Origin of the sequence: Candidatus Kuenenia sp., from assembly GCF_039794105.1 — a bacterium.
Classification (GTDB): Bacteria; Planctomycetota; Brocadiia; order Brocadiales; family Brocadiaceae; genus Kuenenia.
In genome coordinates, this window is sequence record NZ_JBDIWA010000004.1 from 27,836 (window position 1) to 47,195 (window position 19,360).

Sequence of the window (19,360 nt, forward strand, 5' to 3'; positions counted from 1 at the left end):
TATGTTGAGAATATTTTGCGGATATTTTTAAAGGAAAAGCTGTTTTTGTGGGATTATTTTTTTTCACCATCACTATCGTCGAAACCTTTCCGCTTTTCATTAAAACACCTGGCTGCATTATCTCCAATTCGCAATGCAAGGTATCGAACACATGGTTCTTGCCCTAAAGAATTTTCCATTTCTTTGATTTTTTTGGAACTCTGAGTGCTGAATTTTGGTTTGTTGTTTTTATGTAAATTATTTACATAAAGGGTGGTAAATTTTTACGTACTGCTGCGTTTGAAGGCAAAAAACTGCTGATCATACAATTTTTTTAAACAACCAAAATTGCATTCGTAACATCAAGAATAACATTCGTTAATACATCATACTGTTTTGTTGTTTGGTTTAATTTGTTAAAAAAATTTATTTATAGGCTCTTATAATGATGGAAAGTGGTAAAGGGAAATCAGCTCGTGTTAAAAACGAAACCGTTGGTGAGGAAAAGAAAATAAACGTAAACAAGTCTGAAGAAAAGAAAAGAAAAGATACAAACAAGGTTTGGGATTTTTTCTGCTCTGTCAAACTAGCAGTAATAATTATTCTGGTAATGGCCGTTGCGTGTGTGCTGGGAACATTCATTGTTCAGGGTAGGTCCTTTGAAGAATATACGGCACGGTATGGATATGGACTTGCTACTGTTGTTCGAATAACACAATTAAATAACGTTTTTTATTCACATTGGTTTTCGTTACTTTTGGTATTGCTGTGTGCAAACCTCATCTGTTGTACTATAAGGAGATGGAGGAACACATTTCTTCAAACTGGTTTTGTGCTTACGCACCTCAGCTTGGTCTTAATATTGTTGGGCGGGGTAATAAAGTTTCAAATGGGGGTAAAGGGAGGAGTAAATGTTTATATAGGGAAATCGGTTGATTATTTTTTAACACAAAAAATAGACAGTATGGGCCGGACGGATTATGTGAAAAAACTCCTGCCCTTTACAATTGCGCTCGACAACTTCATCCTCGAAAAAAATGAACCAAAATTTCAACTTGTAACGTATGTTAAAGATAAAGATAAACAAAAGATATTAGAGGTAAAGGTTGGTAAAAGACAGCGGATACCCGGCTCAGATTATAAAGTGGTCATTAATGACTATGTTTCGGATGCAGAGTTACGACAAGAACCTGTTAATGAATCAGACAGACCTGATAATCCGGCGGTCTTTATTAAACTTCTCGGATCGGAAAGGACCGTTGCGGAAGGTTGGCTGCTGGCACACGCAAATAATTATCATGATGAAAAGAAGCAGGACTTGCGGCTGGAATATATCTGGTTGCCTTCTCAGCAGGAATTTGATAACGCGGTAACTACTGTACAAAATGTTGATGCAAAAATAACGGCTTCTGTCCCTGCACTCGGAGTTCTTCAGGATTATTCGCTTGAATTGAATAAGACATTTAAACTGAGCGGGTCTGAGTACTCTCTGCGAATATTGGAATACGTGCTTAATTATGGCGACAAAAGACCTGTTAGCGAACAACCGGCAAACAATCCCGCCGTCCATGTTGAAATAGAAGGGCCGGACGGCGTAGAGAAACGCTGGATATTTGAAAGTTTTCCTGATTGGGATAAGATGCATCCCTTAAAATATGAGAACTTAAAGATTTCCTGTAGCGGCATTGCAAAGGCGCATATGACAAGAAACGTAATCAGGGTTTATCAGGCTCCCGGCGGGAACCAACAACTCGTTCATATAAAGGATAACCAGATAGTAGAAACCATGCCGTGGGAATTGAACAAGCAGTATTCGTTTGCAAATAATGATCACCAGTTGATAATTGCCAGCTATTTCCCTTCTTTCAATATAAAACAAGATGTAGTCAAAAAATCCGACCAGGTGGGCACTCCAGCCATACACGTGAGAATCGACGGACCACGCGGGAAAAAAGAGGAGTGGTTGTTTGCAAACAATAAATACGCTACATGGTATAAAGATAATAATTTTGCAGTTCTTTACGAATCTACCGGGGAATCTATTAAACATTACGTTAGTGATTTGAGGATCGTAAAAAATAACCAGACCATAATAGAAAAATCAATCCGGGTAAACGACCCTCTAAAGTATAACGGTTACGCAATTTATCAATCCAGCTATGATCCTGAAAAGTTAAGTTATTCTGGTTTGCAAATAGTAAAAGACCCCGGTATTCCTGTAGCTTATGCCGGTTTTGCAGCATTGTGTGTTGGCGTTGTATTTATATTTTACGTAAAACCTTTTTTACGTAAAAAACTAAAAAAAGAAAATGAGGTGGCGGAAAATGAGTATAGTTAATCTTACTTTAATCGTATATGTATTAGCGGCAATCGCTTATATTGTAAGAGAAATATGGATGTCTGTTCCTGCTAAATGGACATCACTTGGGCTTCTTATCCTGGCATTTTGCTTTAACTTAACGCTAGTATTAAAACGTTCCATAGAAGCGGGGCATCCGCCGTTTTCCAATCTATACGAATCTCTTATATTTTATGCGTGTTGCACCGCCTTTGTGTATATAATCTTTGAATTTGTTTATGATTTCAGGGTGGTAGGCGCATTAGCCTCTGTTCTTGCGATGCTTATACTGCTTTATGCGACCCTTCAGGACGACACAATAAGGCCAATCATGCCCGCATTAAAAAGCAATTGGATGTTAGTACACGTTATAACCTATATGCTAGGATATGCCGCTTTTGGCATTGCGTTTGTCACCAGCATAATATATCTGGTTGTAAAACCCTTTTCTAAGAAACAAGGCGATATTAAGTCCGGCGGATCCGGCAAGGAAATGTCGGTTAGGAATTTTGATAAGCTGAGTTACAAAATCGTTGCTTTCGGATTTCCCTTTCTTACCTTGGGAATGGTTACCGGCGCAGTATGGGCGAAAAAGGCTTGGGGAGACTACTGGTCGTGGGATCCAAAGGAGACATGGTCTTTGATTACATGGCTTGCGTATTTGGCCTATCTGCATACCCCACTTGTTTTGCCCAAGATGAAAGTAAGCAAATCAAAGATGGCCGTTATCTTATCGTTCTGGTTGTTAGTTTGTTTTGGTATTGTAAACTTCACCTTTGTTGGTTTAAATTATTTACCTTCGGCGGAAGATAGCGCACATGTTTACGGTGCAAAGTAATTCTTTAACTGTTTGATTTTTTTCACCTATGTCAAATGTTAGAGCGCACGTATATATCCGGGGCCATGTTCAGGGAGTGTTTTTCCGTGCCACCACAAAAGAGAAGGCCTCAGAGTTTGGAATACATGGCTGGGTGAAGAATTGTACCGATGGCCGGGTAGCGGCGGTCTTTGAAGGTAAAAAAGAGGCGGTTGATAAAATAATCGATTGGTGCCGGAAAGGCCCCGCGGGCGCTTTTGTTGAAGAAGTGCAAGTTCATAAGGAAGAACCTTCCGGCGCATTTGACGGATTTTCTATAATATTATAGCGTGCTTGATATCATAGCAACAAATACAGGTATCATTGTTTCCGTCAAAGTGCAAGCCAGTTCAGGCAAGGATCGTATAGTGGGAAATCTGGGAGGACGTCTAAAATTAGCGGTCTCTGCAGCACCTGAAAAGGGCAAGGCCAACAAGGCAATCGTTGAATTGTTGGCAGAAACATTTCATATTAATTCGTCTTCTATACACATCATTTCTGGAAAGACTTCCCGGGACAAAAAAATAATGATAGAGGGCGTGACTCCTGAAAGCATAAATACTTTATTGAATTTTAATTCATAGAAAACCCTGCCAACCGTCATGGATTATAAAAAAACACTTAACCTGCCTACTACAAAGTTTTCAATGAAGGCAAATTTGCTTGAAAAAGAACCCCTTATTCAGAAAAAATGGGAAAAGGATCTGCTCTATGAACAAATTCGCGCAGCACGAACAAATAAGAAAAAATATATCCTGCACGACGGCCCCCCCTATCCTACAGGTGAGCTACACATTGGAACAGGGCTTAATAAGATATTAAAAGACTTTATTGTGCGTTTTTTCACAATGCAGGGATACAACGCCCCTTACGTTCCAGGCTGGGATTGCCACGGTCTTCCTATTGAACATCGTGTTATGCAGGAGGTTGGAAGCGAAGCTAAAAATCTCACAAAGACGGAAATACGCAAAAAATGTAAAAAATATGCGGAAAAATTCGTCACTATTCAGAAAAAACAATTCAAAGCGCTAGGTGTACTCGGCGACTGGGAACATCCATATCTTACCTTCACTCCCGCGTACGAAGCAGGCGTCATTGAGGTATTTGCAAAACTCGTTGAAAATGGTTACATATACAGGAGCAGAAAACCTATCCATTGGTGTACGCGTTGTTCTACCGCCCTCGCAGAGGCGGAACTTGAATATCATGACAAAACGAGTCCTTCCGTCTACGTAAATTTTAAGATAAAGGACACGCTTAAAAACTTTTTTCCTGATGACGGGTACGAAGATGTTTCTTTAATGATCTGGACGACAACCCCGTGGACACTACCGGCAAATCTGGCAATAGCACTACACCCTGATTACGATTACACGGCAATCCGTTATTTTCACCCCAAAACAAATAAAAAAGAGGTTTCCTTACTGGCGGATGGGCGTGTCAATGAAGTACTGCAATCATTGGGCATAAATGACTTTAAAAAACTTGGTACAGTAAAGGGGATTGCGCTGGAGGGGGTAAAATATCAACATGCTTTCATGGATAGAACGGGTTCTGTTGTCATGGCAGATTATGTTACTTTATCTGACGGCACGGGTTGTGTTCATATAGCGCCGGGACATGGTCAGGAAGATTTCATAACCGGCAATAAATACCATTTGCCTGTATTGAGTCCCGTTAATGCTGAAGGCGCCTTCACGAGTGAAGCGGGTGAGTTTGCCGGCCAAAACATCATAGAAGGCAATACCTCTATAATTAATAAACTAGATGCAATCGGGGCGTTGCTTCAGAAAACAAATATAACTCACTCATACCCCCATTGCTGGCGTTGCAAAAACCCCGTAATATTCAGGGCAACGGAGCAGTGGTTTGTCAATCTTGACCACAATAATTTACGCAGCACTGTTTTGGCGGAAATTAAAAACGTAAAATGGATACCTTCGTGGGGTGAAAACAGAATGGAAAAAATGGTATCCGATCGGCCCGATTGGTGCATTTCGCGGCAGCGTTCGTGGGGTGTACCGATACCGGCCTTTTTTTGTAAAAATTGCGGACAAGAACACATTGACGCAAAGACTATTTTCTTTGTGCGGGACAAATTTGAAGAGGAAGGAGCGGATGCATGGTTTTTTAAGGACGCATCTCATTTCCTGCCCCAGGATGCTCAATGTAAAAAATGCGGGAGCGCTCATTTTGAAAAAGAAATGGATATCTTTGACGTATGGTTTGAATCCGGCTCAAGCCACAATTCCGTATTAAGAAAACGATCAGGATTAGAATATCCTGCCGACCTTTACCTGGAGGGAACCGACCAACATCGCGGATGGTTTCAGCTTTCATTAATTCCTTCAGTAGGTGCATGGGGAATGGCCCCCTTTAAATCTGTTTTGACACATGGATTTGTCGTTGATGAAATGGGCGAAAAGATGTCAAAATCTATCGGGAATTTTATTTCCGTAGAGGATACTTTAAAGGAATTTGGAGCGGATATCCTGAGATTATGGACATCTTCAATGGATTATCAGCACGATATGGGGGTATCCAGCAATTTAATCAGCAGATGTTCAGATGCGTACCGGCGTATTCGCAATACCTTCAGATATTTACTCAGCAATCTTTACGATTTTAATCCACACGAAAACGCCATCCCTCACGATGCCTTGCTGGAGATTGACCGCTGGGCAATACATAAAACACAGGAATTGATAAAACAGGTTACTGTTCATTACGAAACCTTACAGTTTCACAAGGTATTTCATAGCATCCACAACTTTTGCGCGGTAGAAATGAGTTCGTTTTATCTCGATATTTTAAAAGATCGCCTCTATACCTTTGCAAAAGACTCGAGGGAACGACGTGCGGCACAAACTGCCCTCCACACCATTTTACTTACCCTGGTAAAACTCTCCGCGCCCATCATCGTTCACACGGCTGAAGAAGTCTGGTCAAATATTGAATTTAAGGATGAAGACCTTTGGAGTATTCATTTAACAACATTTCCAAAATGTAATCCTGCATGGACAGATGCTTCATTAAATCAAAATTGGGAAAATCTAATAAATATCCGTACCGATGTGGCGAAAGAACTGGAAAAAATGCGTATGGCAAAAGCCATTGGTAATTCATTAGAGGCATCGGTTTCTCTTTTTACCGAAAATGAAGAACGTTGCAAATTCCTCATAAACTATGAAAATGACCTGCCGGCATTATTCATCGTATCGGAAGTAAAGGTACACAAAGGCATTGGCAAAAATGCGGTAAAAGGAGAATTAACACAAGATATTTGGATTGAATGTAGCGTATCACAACATAAAAAATGTGAAAGATGCTGGAATTACAGGGAAAGCGTTGGAACGGTTGAAGAGTTTCAGACCCTCTGTGGTAGGTGTGCTGATGTTTTGACGGACTTCCGCTGAACAAGGAGCGCCAAAGGATCAAACCCCTTCCATAATAACAGTATTCCTGATGTTCATCCCCCCCCAATTAAATAAAATAAAGTAAAGTAATGTAATGTAATGTAATGTATTTTTCATACAGGCTTTCTTTATAATAAAAGACTGAAAATGACTCGAACCTCACCGCACTCCGCCGACGTTATTACGAATATGCGATTTGTGTATAAGTCAATACGGTTTGCCATTTACACAGTTTTTTTCACCGCAGGCATTCTTTCCTTACCTATACTTGCAGAACGTAAAGGTGGTGCAACCTTTAAGGAAGGCGGTCCGGTTGAGTGGGCTCAATTGGTACTTCTCATATTTTCTGCGGGATTGTTTGGGATAGGTGCATGGCGTGCGCCCGCCTGGCGCGGTTTGTTGTGTTTGTTTGTTTTTCTTGTAAGCCTGGTAGTAGCCAGAGAGCTGGATTCTGTCTTAGACCGGTGCATTCCGGTTTTTGGATGGAAAGTACCTGCAGGGGTTCTCATTCTTTCTGCCGCCCTTTGTGTCTGGCGTTATAGAAAAACTCTGCCCTGCCAGGTGCACGGGTTTATTGAGGGCTATCCCTTCCCGATACTCTGGTTCGGTTTGTTAACAGTCATTGTGTGCGCCCAATCGGTGGGGCACGGAAGGTTGCTGGATGCATTGATGCTTTCCGATTACGTGCGTAATTATAAGCGCATGGTTGAAGAACTAATTGAGCTATGCGGATATTTTTTCATTTGGGTAGGTTCGATGGAGATGGTGATTTATGCCTTAACCGGTTTGCCTCCATTTAAAAAAATACAAAGAGAGATTTAATGAAACATCCATAACCTTTGATTACAAAAGGGGATGAAAATAAATAATACACAGTCATCATGCCGATCTTGTTTGATTTGAAAAAAGAAGTGCTCACGGAATTCCTCTATAGAAAGGAGATGTAAATGGAACTCATTTTTGAATTAATCACGTTTACCGCCGCAATCGTTGCCCTTATATTACTTGCAAAAGTAAGGCATGGCAAGACGGTTACGCCTGCCATTGTATCCTTGGTCGTCTGTCTTGGTTTCGACCTTCTGGAGGAAATATCCTTATTGTATAAAAAGAAACTCACCATCGAAGTGGCCACTCTTGAGACATTTACTGCAATTCTTGTAATTATCGCACTGGTATATGCCTTTCTTCTTAGAAGGGAAGAAAAATTTCCTGGATATGCAATACTGTGTACTGCCTTGACGGCAACCCTCTGTGGTCTTGAACTCATCTTCTTCCTTTTCATAAAAAATTTAGGCATAGGCATTGTGTAATCTTAAAAAGAACCGGAGAATTTTTACGGGCAAGGCAGTATAACGCCCGGAGAGGCATTACTACAGAGCGCCCTCTCCCGGCGAGGGAAGTTTGAAAGCGGAAAGGCAGCTTGCGGCCAAACCATTATTACACGGCTATCCCTGCATCTACAGTCCCCAATTCGGTGTGTATGACCTCCCATTTCTTATAAAAGTCGTTTAACTCTTCGGAAACTGATTTATATTGTTTGTTGATGATAATATGCTTTTCCTTGTCATTATATAGCTCGGTATCTAAAAGGGTTTGGTCAAGTTCTTTTTTTTGCGTTTCAAGGTAGGTGATTCTCTCCTCGATTTTTTGAAGTTCTTTTGTGAGTTTTCTTCTTTTAGCGTTTTGTTCCTTTTTTTGTAAAAATATCTGCTTTTGAGTGGTTATTCCTGAAGATTTTAATTCCGGCGCTTCTTGTCCCACCGTTTTATGTGTTCCTGACCGTAATTCAGCCTCTCTTTTTTCTAAGAAATCCTTAAAACTACCCAGATGAATGAAAAGATTTCCCTCTTTCAATTCATACACCTTTGAAACGAGTCCGTCCAGAAAGTCTCTGTCGTGGGAAACAATTAAAAGACTTCCCGGGTAATTCAGCAACGCCTCTTTGAGTACTTTTTTGGTAGTGATATCAATATGATTTGTGGGTTCATCCAGCACGAGGAAATTCGTTGGTTTTAAAAGGGTTTTTGCAAGGCACAGACGCGATTTTTCTCCGCCGCTTAAAACGTTTACCGTTTTAAACACGTCATCTCCGGAGAAGAGAAATGCCCCCAGAAGGTGTCTTACGTGCGGTATCATAGAAAACGGCGCAATGGATTCGACTTCCTCCAATACCGTATTGTTACCCTGGAGGCTTTCAGCGGTTTCCTGGGCAAAATAGTCGGCGAGCACATTGTGCCCGAAAGTGGCAGTACCGCTTTGGGGAGTATGCAAACGGTTTATAATACGTAATAATGAGGATTTTCCAGAGCCGTTTTGCCCTACGAGCGCAACCTTTTCTCCCCGTTCTATGGAAAGGCAGACTCCCTGAAATACCCATTGATCTGCATATTTGCAGGAAACGTCTTTCACTTCAAGGACGCTTGCACCGCTTTGTTTTGCAGGTGGGAACCTGAAGGTAACCCTGTGAACCGAGTTGTCAGGCAAGGTCTCTTTTTCCATTTTTCCAAGCATTTTGATTCGGCTCTGTACCTGTGACGCCTTTGTGTTTTTTGACCGAAATCGCTCGATAAATCTTTCTACTTCTTTAATTTTCTTCTGTTGATTGACATAGCGTGAGGTTTGCAGCCCACTCCTTTTTTCTTTTTCGGTTTCATAAAAAGAATAATTGCCGTGATATTCAGTGATATTCCCCTTCTCAAGCTCCCAGATACCGGAAACATTCCGGTCTAAAAAAGCCCTGTCATGGGAAATAATAATCAACCCCCCGTTTAATTCCTTAAGGTACTGCTCAAGCCAGAGAATAGAATCTACGTCAAGATGGTTTGTGGGTTCGTCCAGAAGCAGGATATCCGGTTCTTGCAGCAACAACCTGGCTAAGGCAACACGCATCCGCCACCCACCGCTCAGGGCGTCAATATCTTTCCTGAAATCGGTGTCCTTAAAACCGATGCCTTTTAATACCTTTTCAATTTCAGCATTCATTTTGTTTGCGTTCACCACGGACAACTGATGTAGCAGGTGTGTGTGCCGGTCAAGGAGTAGCTGGCGGTCTTCATCGGTAAGGGAAGGGCTGTCAAGGTCTTTATGTACCGCATCTATTTGCCGGTTCAAATGGTGAATATCTTCAAAGGCGGAACCCGCTTCCTCAAAAACAGTTTTTTTGCTGAACGCAAAACATTCCTGGGGCAGGTATCCTGTTTTCACGCCTTTCGCATAAATAATACTCCCGGAAGAGGGTTCGATATATTTGCAGATGAGCTTGAAAAATGTGGATTTGCCCGCGCCATTGGGTCCGATTAATCCAATGCGGTCATTCAATCGAATTTGCAGAGAAAGCTCGTCAAAAATGACGGTAGAGCCAAAATTCAGACAAACATTATGAAAACGAATCATTTTTTATCACCATAGTTCTTAAAAGATACATTTTTACCTTTGCCTCACAGGGCAAACCTAAACAGGCGGTCAGAAGACAGACTTCTTTGCGCTGCCGGAAATTTACCGATATTACAAGAATACGAAATCACAAAGTATGTATCAATGCCGTTTTTAAAAAAAGGTGTTGCCAAAAGGCTTCATAGGTTATGTTGGATGCATTGCCACTATTTATTGAGCTGATACGAGAAATTGTCGTTTTGTAGTGCGATGAAGTTCGTCTACACTAAACTTTTTCAAAAAAAATAAAGTGTTATTTAAAAACTAAAATTTTGTCAGGTTTTACTGTTTTTTAATCAGGTTTTTTATGATATCCTACTTTACGTTTTTGAGTTTAATAATCAATTACTTTGATAAATAATGGAGAGATAAAATATGGTCTTTTGGATTGCGACGCTCATATTCCTTGTATCTTTCGGGTTAATTGTCTCTGAAAAGATCGACAAAACGAAAGTGGCGCTCATTGGCGCAGGCTTGATGATCCTCCTTAAGATTGTCAGCCAACATGAAGCCTTTTATGAGGAACATTATGCTATAGATTATAATGTAATATTTTTGCTAATAAGCATGATGATTATTGTAAATATCCTTAAGAAAACAGGGATATTTCAATTTGTTGCTATTAAATCAGCAAAACTTGCGCGTGGGAAACCGTTCCTGATCCTCATTTTCTTTGCCTGTATAACGGCAGTTGCTTCCGCGTTTCTTGATAATGTTACCAGTGTTTTGCTTCTTATTCCCGTAACGTTGTTCATTGCGGAGGAGTTGGAATTGGACCCCTTTCCTTTTTTGATTACTGAGGTTATGGCATGTAATATTGGCGGTACGGCAACGCTTATTGGAGACCCCCCCAACATTATGATTGCCAGCAAAGTACATTTGACATTTATGGATTTTATTTATCATTTAACGCCCGCTGTATTCTTCATATTCGGGGGATTTCTCCTGACTGTCCGGTTTCTTTTTGCGAAAAAGATGCATGTAAGGGAAGAAGTAAGACAGAAGATACTTGCAATGGACGAATATGCCTTAATTAAAGATGTTGGTTTATTAAAAAAATCACTTGGCGTACTGGGCATGGTTATCCTTGGATTTATTTTTCATGGGGTATTTCATTACGAGCCGGCGACAATAGCGCTGGTCGGCGCTGCTGTGCTGCTGATCATTTCTAAGGAAGACGTACATCATGTGTTTCGGGATTTAGAGTGGTCTACGCTTTTCTTTTTTATGGGGCTGTTTATTATTGTGGGGGGCGTTGTAAAGGTAGGTCTTATTTCAAAGCTTTCCGAAGGATTGATTGCGCTGACGCAGCCAGGTGTGGAAAGCATGTTCACGTTGTCGATTGTCCTGTTGTGGTTTTCCGCGATAGGTTCGGCGATTGTTGATAATATTCCTTTTGTTGCAAGTATGATTCCACTTGTAAAGGACACGGCAGAGGCGGTATTGCCGCAAGGATGGGATATTACACCGGTGCTTCAGCATCCAACCCTTATGCCCGTATGGTGGTCGTTAGCGTTGGGCGCTTGCCTTGGCGGGAACGGTACCCCCATTGGCGCCTCCGCAAATGTTATTACCATAGGTCTTTCTGAAAAAGCAGGATACCCGATAACCTTCAGAAAATTTCTCATCTATTCAATACCAATTACTTTAGAGACATTGGTATTGGCGACTATTTATGTTGTAGTCAGATATTATGTATTCATCTAAACCCTAAGCTGGTATAGCCAGAACCAAACAAGCACGAAATCCGAAACAAATGCTAAATTTTAATTTTCAAATGTTCAAAACCCGGTTTTTTTCATTGGGATTTTGTATTTTAGAATTTGTTTCGTATTTCGTATTTCTTGCTTCGTATTTTTTTTCTCGTGCTTGTTTGGTTCTGGCTATACCAGCTTAGATAGTTTAATGGAAGTGGCTGAACTATTACCTGTGATTCAGATACTGGTATATGGTTCATGATATTACCTAACGGATAAAATTCTAACAATCCCTGCCCCAAGGTGTAGATGTGCCTCCATATTCCTATTCTGACTGTGTACATTGCGGTAAAACCATTGCAAAAAAAGAAGACGCCATTATAAATGCCAACGGCGCTATTTTTTGCTGCTGGGGATGCGAAACCGTTTATTCAATTCTTAAAAAAGAACATTTCTCACTCATCAACAAACCTCACGCTGGCAGTTCCGAATATGATATTCTGGATAATGAGTCTTTTTTAAGAGACTATTCAGTGTTGCAGGATGGCAGGCAAGGCATGAGATTTTTTGTCGAAGGGGTGCAATGCACCTCCTGCCTATGGATCATCGATCAGATTCCCCATTGGATTCCTGAGGTTGAAACTGTTCATTTGAACATGAGCCAAAATACCTTATTTGTGTCGCTAAAGAGTCCGGGGTTTTTCGGAAAAGTGGTATCCACCCTTGCGGCGTTAGGCTATAAAACATATCCGATCAGGAATACCGGCGAAGCAAGGCATTTCCAGAAAAAGGAAAACCACAGGCATTTAATGAGGCTAGGCGTTGCAGGCGCCTGCGCGGGCAGTATTATGCTCTACTCGTTCGCCCTTTATTCCGGGCTGACGGGCCCTATGGCTCAGGTGTTTCAGTATATAAACCTGGCATTTTTTCTTCCTGTGCTCTTTTACTGCGCCAGGCCGTTTTACATAAATTTATGGAGGTCTTTCCGGGCGTGGCGGCCAAGCATCGATTTGCCCATTGTGCTTGCGGTGGCCATAGGCTTTGTTTTAAGCCTGCTTCATCTGATTCAGGGACGTCAGGATTTTTATTTCGATTCGCTTTCCGTATTAATTTTTTTGTTATTGGCAAGCAGATATCTTCTGAGCAGGACACAACAGAAATTTTTAAACAGTTCCTATTTATTATCATTTTTTGAAGCACAAATATGCCGGAGATGGAACGAGGGCCGCCATGCCTATGAAAAGGTGTCTGCCAGCCATTTAAATACCGGCGATAAAATCCTTGTTAATGAAGGAGAACGTATCCCGGCAGATGGGGAAATGATAAATGATTGGGTTAATATAAATCCCTCTGTTTTGACAGGCGAAAGCCTTCCGCAAAAACTTTTCAAAGGGGCAAAAATCTATGCCGGAACAAAGGTGGTTTCCGGATACGCTGAAATTCTTATAGAACATACCACAGGCGGCAGCCGCATCGGAAGGATATTAAAAAAGGTTGAGGAGCAAATCTACAACAAAACACCATTAATTTCACTGACGGACAAGGCCGCCCACTATTTTACGCTCTTCATCCTCTCGTTGGGAATGCTGTTCTTTTTGTTTTACAGCGTTATTGACATTGCCGAAGCGGTAAGGCGAACACTTGCACTCATCATACTTGCATGTCCCTGCGCCTTAGCATTTGCAACGCCGCTGACGCAAAGCCTATCCTTAAAAAAAGCCTCAAAAAAGGGGTATCTGATAAAAAATGCCGAATCACTTGAAAAACTAAGCAGGGTCAAAAACGTTTTTTTTGACAAAACAGGAACCCTTACACAAGGGCAATTTGAGTTCTTAAAATGGAAATCTCTTCAGTCTGGCGAGTCTGTTAATTTTGTGCCCGATACCATAACCCTTAATGCCATATATTCAATCGAAACACATTCTCAGCATCCCATTGCAAGGGCGTTGGTAAAGCAACTGGAAAAAGTCTGTGATGTGAAATTGCCTGTTTGTTCTTTAAAGGAAATTCCAGGGAAGGGTATTTCAGGAACAGTTGAAGATAATCATTATAAATTAATTTCCGCATTACCCGATGACGGCAATGATGATTCCGGCATTATAGCCAGTACCGTTGCTATATACCGGAATGAATTGCTTGTTGCCTATGCCTGTTTAGGGGACAAACTTCGCAAAGATGCAAAAGAAACAATTACTGCATTAAAAAAATCTGGCATAAAACCACATATAGTTTCAGGGGATAACGACTCCACGGTGCGGAATGTTGCAAAAAAACTAGAACTGGCAGACGACTCTATCTATGCTGGAGTTTCACCGGAAGAGAAAAGCACGATCGTCAATACAGTTTCAAATGCTCTTATGGTAGGCGATGGAGTAAACGACGCCCTTGCTATGTCATCCTGCTCCATTGGCATTGCCGTTCAGGGCAGCGTAGAGGCGAGTTTGGTCGCTGCGGACATCTATTCAGCGAAGGAGGGGGTTTCTCCTGTTTTAGACCTGATTTTATTAAGCAAAAACACCCTATCTATTATCAAGAGAAACCTTGTCATTTCCTTTCTTTATAACTTTGCCGGCGGAATAGCCGCTCTTTTCGGCGTTATCTCGCCCCTTGTTGCGGCAATACTTATGCCTGTAAGTTCTCTCGTTATACTGCTTTCTACGGTAGCAGGCACAAAATTTACCAGAAAATTCAATAAATGGCTCCCCACAAACATTCGTTAAAAATGTTCCTTAACTCCTGTCTTGCTGCGGCACTGAATGCGGCTGTTTCCAGCATCCGGCGTGCTCCCGAGAGTAAATGAAGCTGTCTTTTGCTAAACACGACGGGCGTTCCGGGATAATAGCAGGTGTTAAACTCTCCAACAAGTTTTTTATAGACAACGTCCAGTCCTTCCTTTTTTTGGGCGGAAATGTAATATACCGGAGATGCGATTTCCGATTCAATGATCTTTGTGTCTAATTGAGCGGGAAGGTCGGTTTTATTTATCAATGGAATGATGGTGCACGCACGCTGCCTTTCGTATTCCTTTGCCATTTTCCACGATTTCAATGCATCTAATATCTCTCTATCCTCATGATCAAGGGGCTTTGAATTATCAAATATGGCAAGCACCTTGTCCGCGCGTCCAAGCTGTTCCCGCGTCATTTCAATACTCATGGATTCAACTGTATCTTCTGTCTTTCTTATGCCCGCGGTATCGACAATTTCAAAGGGGATATCTTCGATAGAGATATATTCGCTTGCGTAATCACGCGTTGTTCCGGGTTCATGGTGCACAATCATTTGTTCTTCGCCTAGTACGGCGTTCATCAGTGTTGATTTTCCGACATTCGGCTTGCCAAGGATTACAATAGCCTGCGGGGATATTAATGCCATGCCGAACGGGGCGGTATTGAGCAGGGCGTCAATGCTGTGCGTCAGTTCTTTTAAAAAAAGAATGGTTTTTTCGTCTGCATTTGGTCGCTCTGCGGAGGTACATTCCATTTGTTTTGTAATGTCCAGGCATTCGTGAAGCATTCTTGACAATGCGCCGTTGTACTGGTCTAAAAGCACTTTCGCGCATAGTTTTGTGCGTGCCGCAACAAGTTCCGGCAACGCCTCCTTTTGAATAGTATCTATTTGGTTGTTTTCGAGCGCCTGTGCTGCCAGCCCTTCCCATGTTTCTTTTTTTGCCCCATGTGAAACAACCAGCTCATATACCCGCATGAGGATCCGAATACCGCCATGACAATTTATTTCAACCACGTCTTCGCCGGTGAAACTGTTCCCTTGTTTTTCAATATTCAAAATAACCTCGTCGATCCTTTGATTGCCACTGACGATATGACCGTAGTAAAGTTTGCCGTTTTCCGCATTGCAAAGGTCTTTTATGTGTTTCCCTTCAAAGATGTCATTCGCCATATTTAAAGCCTTAGGCCCGGAAACAACTATCTTGCCAATGCCCCCTTCGCCCAGGGGTGTCACAATTGCGGCAATTGTTTCATGAGATAAATGGATATTCATTATTTGTTGACTATATTTTTATTGTTATGCTCTGGCAATGTTTTGGTTGGCTAATTCCTGCCTCACTTCGCCTGCGATGTATGCCGATCCGGTAATACAAAGTAAATCGTCAGTGGAAGCGGCGTGTTGCGCTGCGATTACCGCATCTCTGGCGCTATTGCATATCTCCGCCCTTTTCCCATAGACGGCCTTTATCTTTTTGGCTAATTCTTCAGGCGGCGCGGCACGGGAATTCGTGCTCTTTGTAACGAAGATATCGTTTGCGCAAGGCACAATCTCCCGGAGAATATTGTCAATATCCTTATCCTGTGAAAATCCTAATATGACGACCAGTTTATTGAACGTGAAATGTTCAAATAAGGTTTCCCGCAATGACGCCATTGATTCCACGGTATGTGCAAAATCCAGTACGATCAATGGCGTCTCCCCAAGAACCTCTATCCTCCCCGGACAACGGACGTGGGTAAACGCCTCACGTATGGTTTCGTTGTCGATTGAGATTTTGCCATGCTCACGCAGGACTTCCAATGCCCCCAATGCCATCGCGCAGTTTTTTACCTGATGTATTCCCATGAGGGGAATAAACAGATTCCCGTATGCGCCTTGCCACGTTTTTATATTACACAGCAAACCCCTTGAGTTCTTATTTGTATAGGGCTGTGCGTCGTCTATCCTAATATCTTTGCCCAGTAGATAGAGCGGTGCGCCTTTTTCCATACAGACCTCTTTTATCACAGAAAGGGCCTCCGGTTTTTCTGCAGCAGAGATTACCGGTATGCCTTTTTTAATAATTCCCGCTTTTTCATAGGCTATGCGGGAGATAGTATTTCCAAGAATATTGACATGGTCGAGGCCGATGTTGGTAATAACCGATACGAGCGGTAGTACTACATTGGTAGCATCTAAACGTCCCCCCATTCCCACCTCCAGAACGGCCATCTCCGCCTGTTTTTCTTTGAAATAAAGGAAGCATATCGCCGTAAGCGTTTCAAAAAACGTAGGTGATTCTGCAGGATTAGTATTTCTCAATCGCTGAATATATGGCACGAGGATATTTAATGCAGCGGTAAAATCCTCTTTGGATATGTTCGTATGATTAAACTGAATTCGTTCTTTGAGGTTAGTTAAATGTGGGGAAGTGAAAAGCCCGGTTTTATAACCGGCATATTGAAGGACGGTTGACAACATAATTGCTGTAGACCCTTTTCCTTTTGTTCCTGTTATGTGGAGGGAGGAAAATTCCCTGTGCGGATTACCCACTTGTTCAAGGAGGCGAACCATTCTGTCCAGACTGAAGGTTGAAGTATTATATTGGTAACTGATTAGCTTTTCATAGTCGAGCGACGCATTGAGAAAAGCACACGCCTCTTCGTATGATCGTAAGCATAGGGTATTTTGGGCAATCATCTTAACCGGCGTTCAGGAAATATCGTATAAGGGAACAAATCTATTTTCGAAAACATTACAGGCCGGGGGCGAAGTATTTGCCTGCGTACAGTGTATAACACGTTCACCATAACAAGGTTGATGCAGTGCAGCATTTACCCTTTCTTTCCCTTCCCCTATGCAGGCAAATGCTTCGCCCCTACGTAGTTTTGTAAAAAAAATTGCAGCCATAAAAGTGTATCACTTCATATACAGTGAGTCAACGACACAAAACCCCCTATTTTGTATCTCTATCCGTAAGATTGAAAGTATTTGACCAAATATCCTTATTGTGTTATCATTTAGCCTTTTATAATCCTTTGATTCATTACTTGTTGTTGGAGAATATACGTCACTATGGAAGAAGAATTAACCTATGCGTTAATAACGCCTTACAGTCTTTTAAAGAGCCGCACGGGTGGTATTTTGGGCCGGTTGCTCTCATTATCAAATCTTGAAGTTATCGGGGCGACAATGTTTGCTCCGGGCGATGAGTTTGTTGAGAAATATTGCGAAACCATCGGGGAACAGGAAGGGAAGTCCTCGTGGAAAGAGGTTATGATTAATTATATTAACAGCAGCCTGAGAAAGGGAAACAAGTTTGGCATTACCAACAGGGCGGTGCTGCTGTTCTTTAAAGGACACAATGCCATTAAAAAATTAAAGGACGATGTAATCGGCCCTATTTCAAGTTTCCAGGGACATACTATCCGCGGCAGTTTTGGCGATTACATAGAACGTTCTGACGGTACGGTTGAGTATTTTGAACCTGCAGTTTTGACTGCCGCCGACCATAACTCTAACAAAAAACAAATGAAATTGTTTGCGGATTATTTAACAAACGACGGCGGAATTCTGGAAAATATCGTTACATTTCCCGAAGGGGCGAAGCCGGAAACAACATTGGTAATATTAAAACCTTTTGAGAAGCAAAGCCCGCTACCTGGCAATATCATTGATATGTTTTCGAGAACGGGTTTGTTTATCGTGGGCATAAAGTTGTTGTCGATGAGCATTGCCCAGGCGGAAGAGTTTTACGGTCCGCTGGTGAGCATATTTGAAGAGAAGCTAAAGCCCAAACCCGAGAAAATTGCGGCGCAGCTTAGAGAAGGTCTCAAATCCATTTTCTCTTTTGAAATCCCGGATGTGACGATTAATGAACATGCAACGCAATTAACAGAACAGTTAAAAGGGATAAATGCAAAACACGAATTCAATAAAATTGTGCATTACATGACGGGACTGGACGTGGCAAAGGCAACAGAAGCGGAGAAAAAAAATCCCGGCACCGCCCGCTGCCTTGCCCTTTTGTACCGCGGGCCGAATGCAATCAATGAAATAAGAAATATTTTAGGGCCTACCGATTCGAAAAAAGGCGAGCCGGGCAAGGTGCGCAGAATCTATGGGGAGGATATCATGAAAAATGCCGCCCATGCCTCGGATTCTGTGGAGAATGCGGAACGGGAAAGAAAGATTATCGGGTTGTGGAAGAGCGAAAGTGTGAAGGAACTAAAGACCCTGATAGAAGATTATTTAAGCAATAAATAATCAAAAATGATTATCAAAGAGATAACGGTAGGTCCATTGCAGGTATGTACTTATATTGTGTATGATGATTCTGCTGAAGCGATGATTGTTGACCCGGGCGCCGATCCGGAAAAAATTATTGCATTTATTAATGCATTGAAACTGCTCCCGAAACATGTCGTAATTACCCATGGACATGGAGATCATATTGGGGCAAACGCCTCATTGAAAGAGGCTTTTCCTGAATTGCAGATTTGTGTTCATGAAAAAGACCAGGACATGCTGCCTTACCCTGCGAAAAATCTTTCTATCCTTGCTGCCTTTTATGGCGGCGCAACCGTGCGGTCTCCACATGCAGACCGTACACTGAAAGAGGGTGATACCATCTCTGCCGGTAAATGCATTTTTGAAGTAATTCACACCCCGGGACACACACCAGGCGGGATATGCCTTTATTGTAAAGATCAGGAAAATGGGCAGCCGCCGGTATTATTTTCCGGCGATAGTCTTTTTAAAAACGGAATAGGCCGCACGGATTTTCCGGGTTGCAGCCAGGAAACGCTTATACAATCTATCAAAAATAAATTGCTTGTCCTTGATGAGAAAACAATAATCTATCCTGGACATGGACCCTCTACAACATTGGCAGAAGAGAAACAACATAATCCTTTTCTCCAGTAAGAAAGTA

At 41.9% G+C, this 19,360-nt stretch carries 14 protein-coding genes; 11 read left to right on the forward strand and 3 right to left on the reverse strand.

All coding sequences use genetic code 11. The features are described 5' to 3' along the window. The first annotated feature begins 424 nt into the window (after positions 1-424). The 7 genes from ABJL82_RS03875 to ABJL82_RS03905 all read left to right on the forward strand — a co-directional run bounded on the left by ABJL82_RS03875 (position 425) and on the right by ABJL82_RS03905 (position 7,899). A complete protein-coding gene (locus tag ABJL82_RS03875) occupies positions 425-2,317 on the forward strand; it encodes a cytochrome c biogenesis protein ResB (protein WP_347273400.1) in 1,893 nt (630 codons plus the stop codon). Next, on the forward strand, positions 2,304-3,155 hold the full coding sequence (gene ccsB, locus ABJL82_RS03880) for a c-type cytochrome biogenesis protein CcsB (protein WP_347273401.1): 852 nt from the start codon (positions 2,304-2,306) through the stop codon (positions 3,153-3,155). Before ABJL82_RS03875 ends, ccsB begins: the two co-directional genes overlap by 14 nt. Before the next feature lie 28 nt (positions 3,156-3,183). Further along, positions 3,184-3,462 carry an acylphosphatase gene (locus tag ABJL82_RS03885; RefSeq protein WP_347273402.1) on the forward strand — a complete coding sequence of 93 codons (279 nt, stop codon included), beginning with the start codon at positions 3,184-3,186 and terminating at the stop codon, positions 3,460-3,462. 1 nt (position 3,463) lies between these two features. Then, a complete protein-coding gene (locus ABJL82_RS03890; RefSeq protein ID WP_347273403.1) occupies positions 3,464-3,757 on the forward strand; it encodes a DUF167 family protein in 294 nt (97 codons plus the stop codon). A gap of 18 nt (positions 3,758-3,775) precedes the next feature. Then, complete coding sequence (gene ileS / locus ABJL82_RS03895) at positions 3,776-6,589, forward strand: isoleucine--tRNA ligase (RefSeq protein WP_347273404.1); 2,814 nt, start codon at positions 3,776-3,778, stop codon at positions 6,587-6,589. A 147-nt stretch (positions 6,590-6,736) separates the two neighbouring features. After that, positions 6,737-7,411 carry a hypothetical protein gene (locus ABJL82_RS03900; RefSeq protein ID WP_347273405.1) on the forward strand — a complete coding sequence of 225 codons (675 nt, stop codon included), beginning with the start codon at positions 6,737-6,739 and terminating at the stop codon, positions 7,409-7,411. Positions 7,412-7,536: 125 nt separating this feature from the next. After that, on the forward strand, positions 7,537-7,899 hold the full coding sequence (locus ABJL82_RS03905) for a hypothetical protein (RefSeq protein WP_347273406.1): 363 nt from the start codon (positions 7,537-7,539) through the stop codon (positions 7,897-7,899). A 127-nt stretch (positions 7,900-8,026) separates the two neighbouring features. On the opposite strand, the gene ABJL82_RS03910 is transcribed toward ABJL82_RS03905, so the two are convergent. Beyond that, positions 8,027-9,982, reverse strand: coding sequence for an ABC-F family ATP-binding cassette domain-containing protein (locus ABJL82_RS03910; RefSeq protein WP_347273407.1), 1,956 nt, complete (start codon positions 9,980-9,982; stop codon positions 8,027-8,029). 414 nt (positions 9,983-10,396) lie between these two features. Between ABJL82_RS03910 and ABJL82_RS03915 the strand changes: the two genes are divergently transcribed. Beyond that, positions 10,397-11,728 (forward strand): ArsB/NhaD family transporter, encoded by a 1,332-nt coding sequence (locus tag ABJL82_RS03915; protein WP_347273408.1) that lies wholly within the window; start codon positions 10,397-10,399, stop codon positions 11,726-11,728. A 301-nt stretch (positions 11,729-12,029) separates the two neighbouring features. Then, a complete protein-coding gene (locus ABJL82_RS03920; protein ID WP_347273409.1) occupies positions 12,030-14,438 on the forward strand; it encodes a heavy metal translocating P-type ATPase in 2,409 nt (802 codons plus the stop codon). Here the strand turns inward: ABJL82_RS03920 and ABJL82_RS03925 are convergent. Continuing rightward, positions 14,407-15,720, reverse strand: coding sequence for a GTPase (locus ABJL82_RS03925; protein WP_347273410.1), 1,314 nt, complete (start codon positions 15,718-15,720; stop codon positions 14,407-14,409). The genes ABJL82_RS03920 and ABJL82_RS03925 overlap by 32 nt on opposite strands. Positions 15,721-15,744: 24 nt before the next feature. Beyond that, complete coding sequence (locus ABJL82_RS03930; RefSeq protein ID WP_347273411.1) at positions 15,745-17,127, reverse strand: folylpolyglutamate synthase/dihydrofolate synthase family protein; 1,383 nt, start codon at positions 17,125-17,127, stop codon at positions 15,745-15,747. A gap of 375 nt (positions 17,128-17,502) precedes the next feature. Between ABJL82_RS03930 and ABJL82_RS03935 the strand changes: the two genes are divergently transcribed. Together ABJL82_RS03935 and ABJL82_RS03940 are read left to right on the forward strand one after the other, a co-directional pair. Beyond that, entirely contained in the window at positions 17,503-18,693 is a 1,191-nt protein-coding gene (locus ABJL82_RS03935) for a nucleoside-diphosphate kinase (protein ID WP_347273412.1), read from the forward strand. Positions 18,694-18,699: 6 nt separating this feature from the next. After that, the gene (locus tag ABJL82_RS03940; protein WP_347273413.1) at positions 18,700-19,353 is read left to right on the forward strand and encodes an MBL fold metallo-hydrolase; all 654 of its coding nucleotides are present in this window, start codon (positions 18,700-18,702) and stop codon (positions 19,351-19,353) included. Positions 19,354-19,360 lie beyond the last annotated feature (7 nt).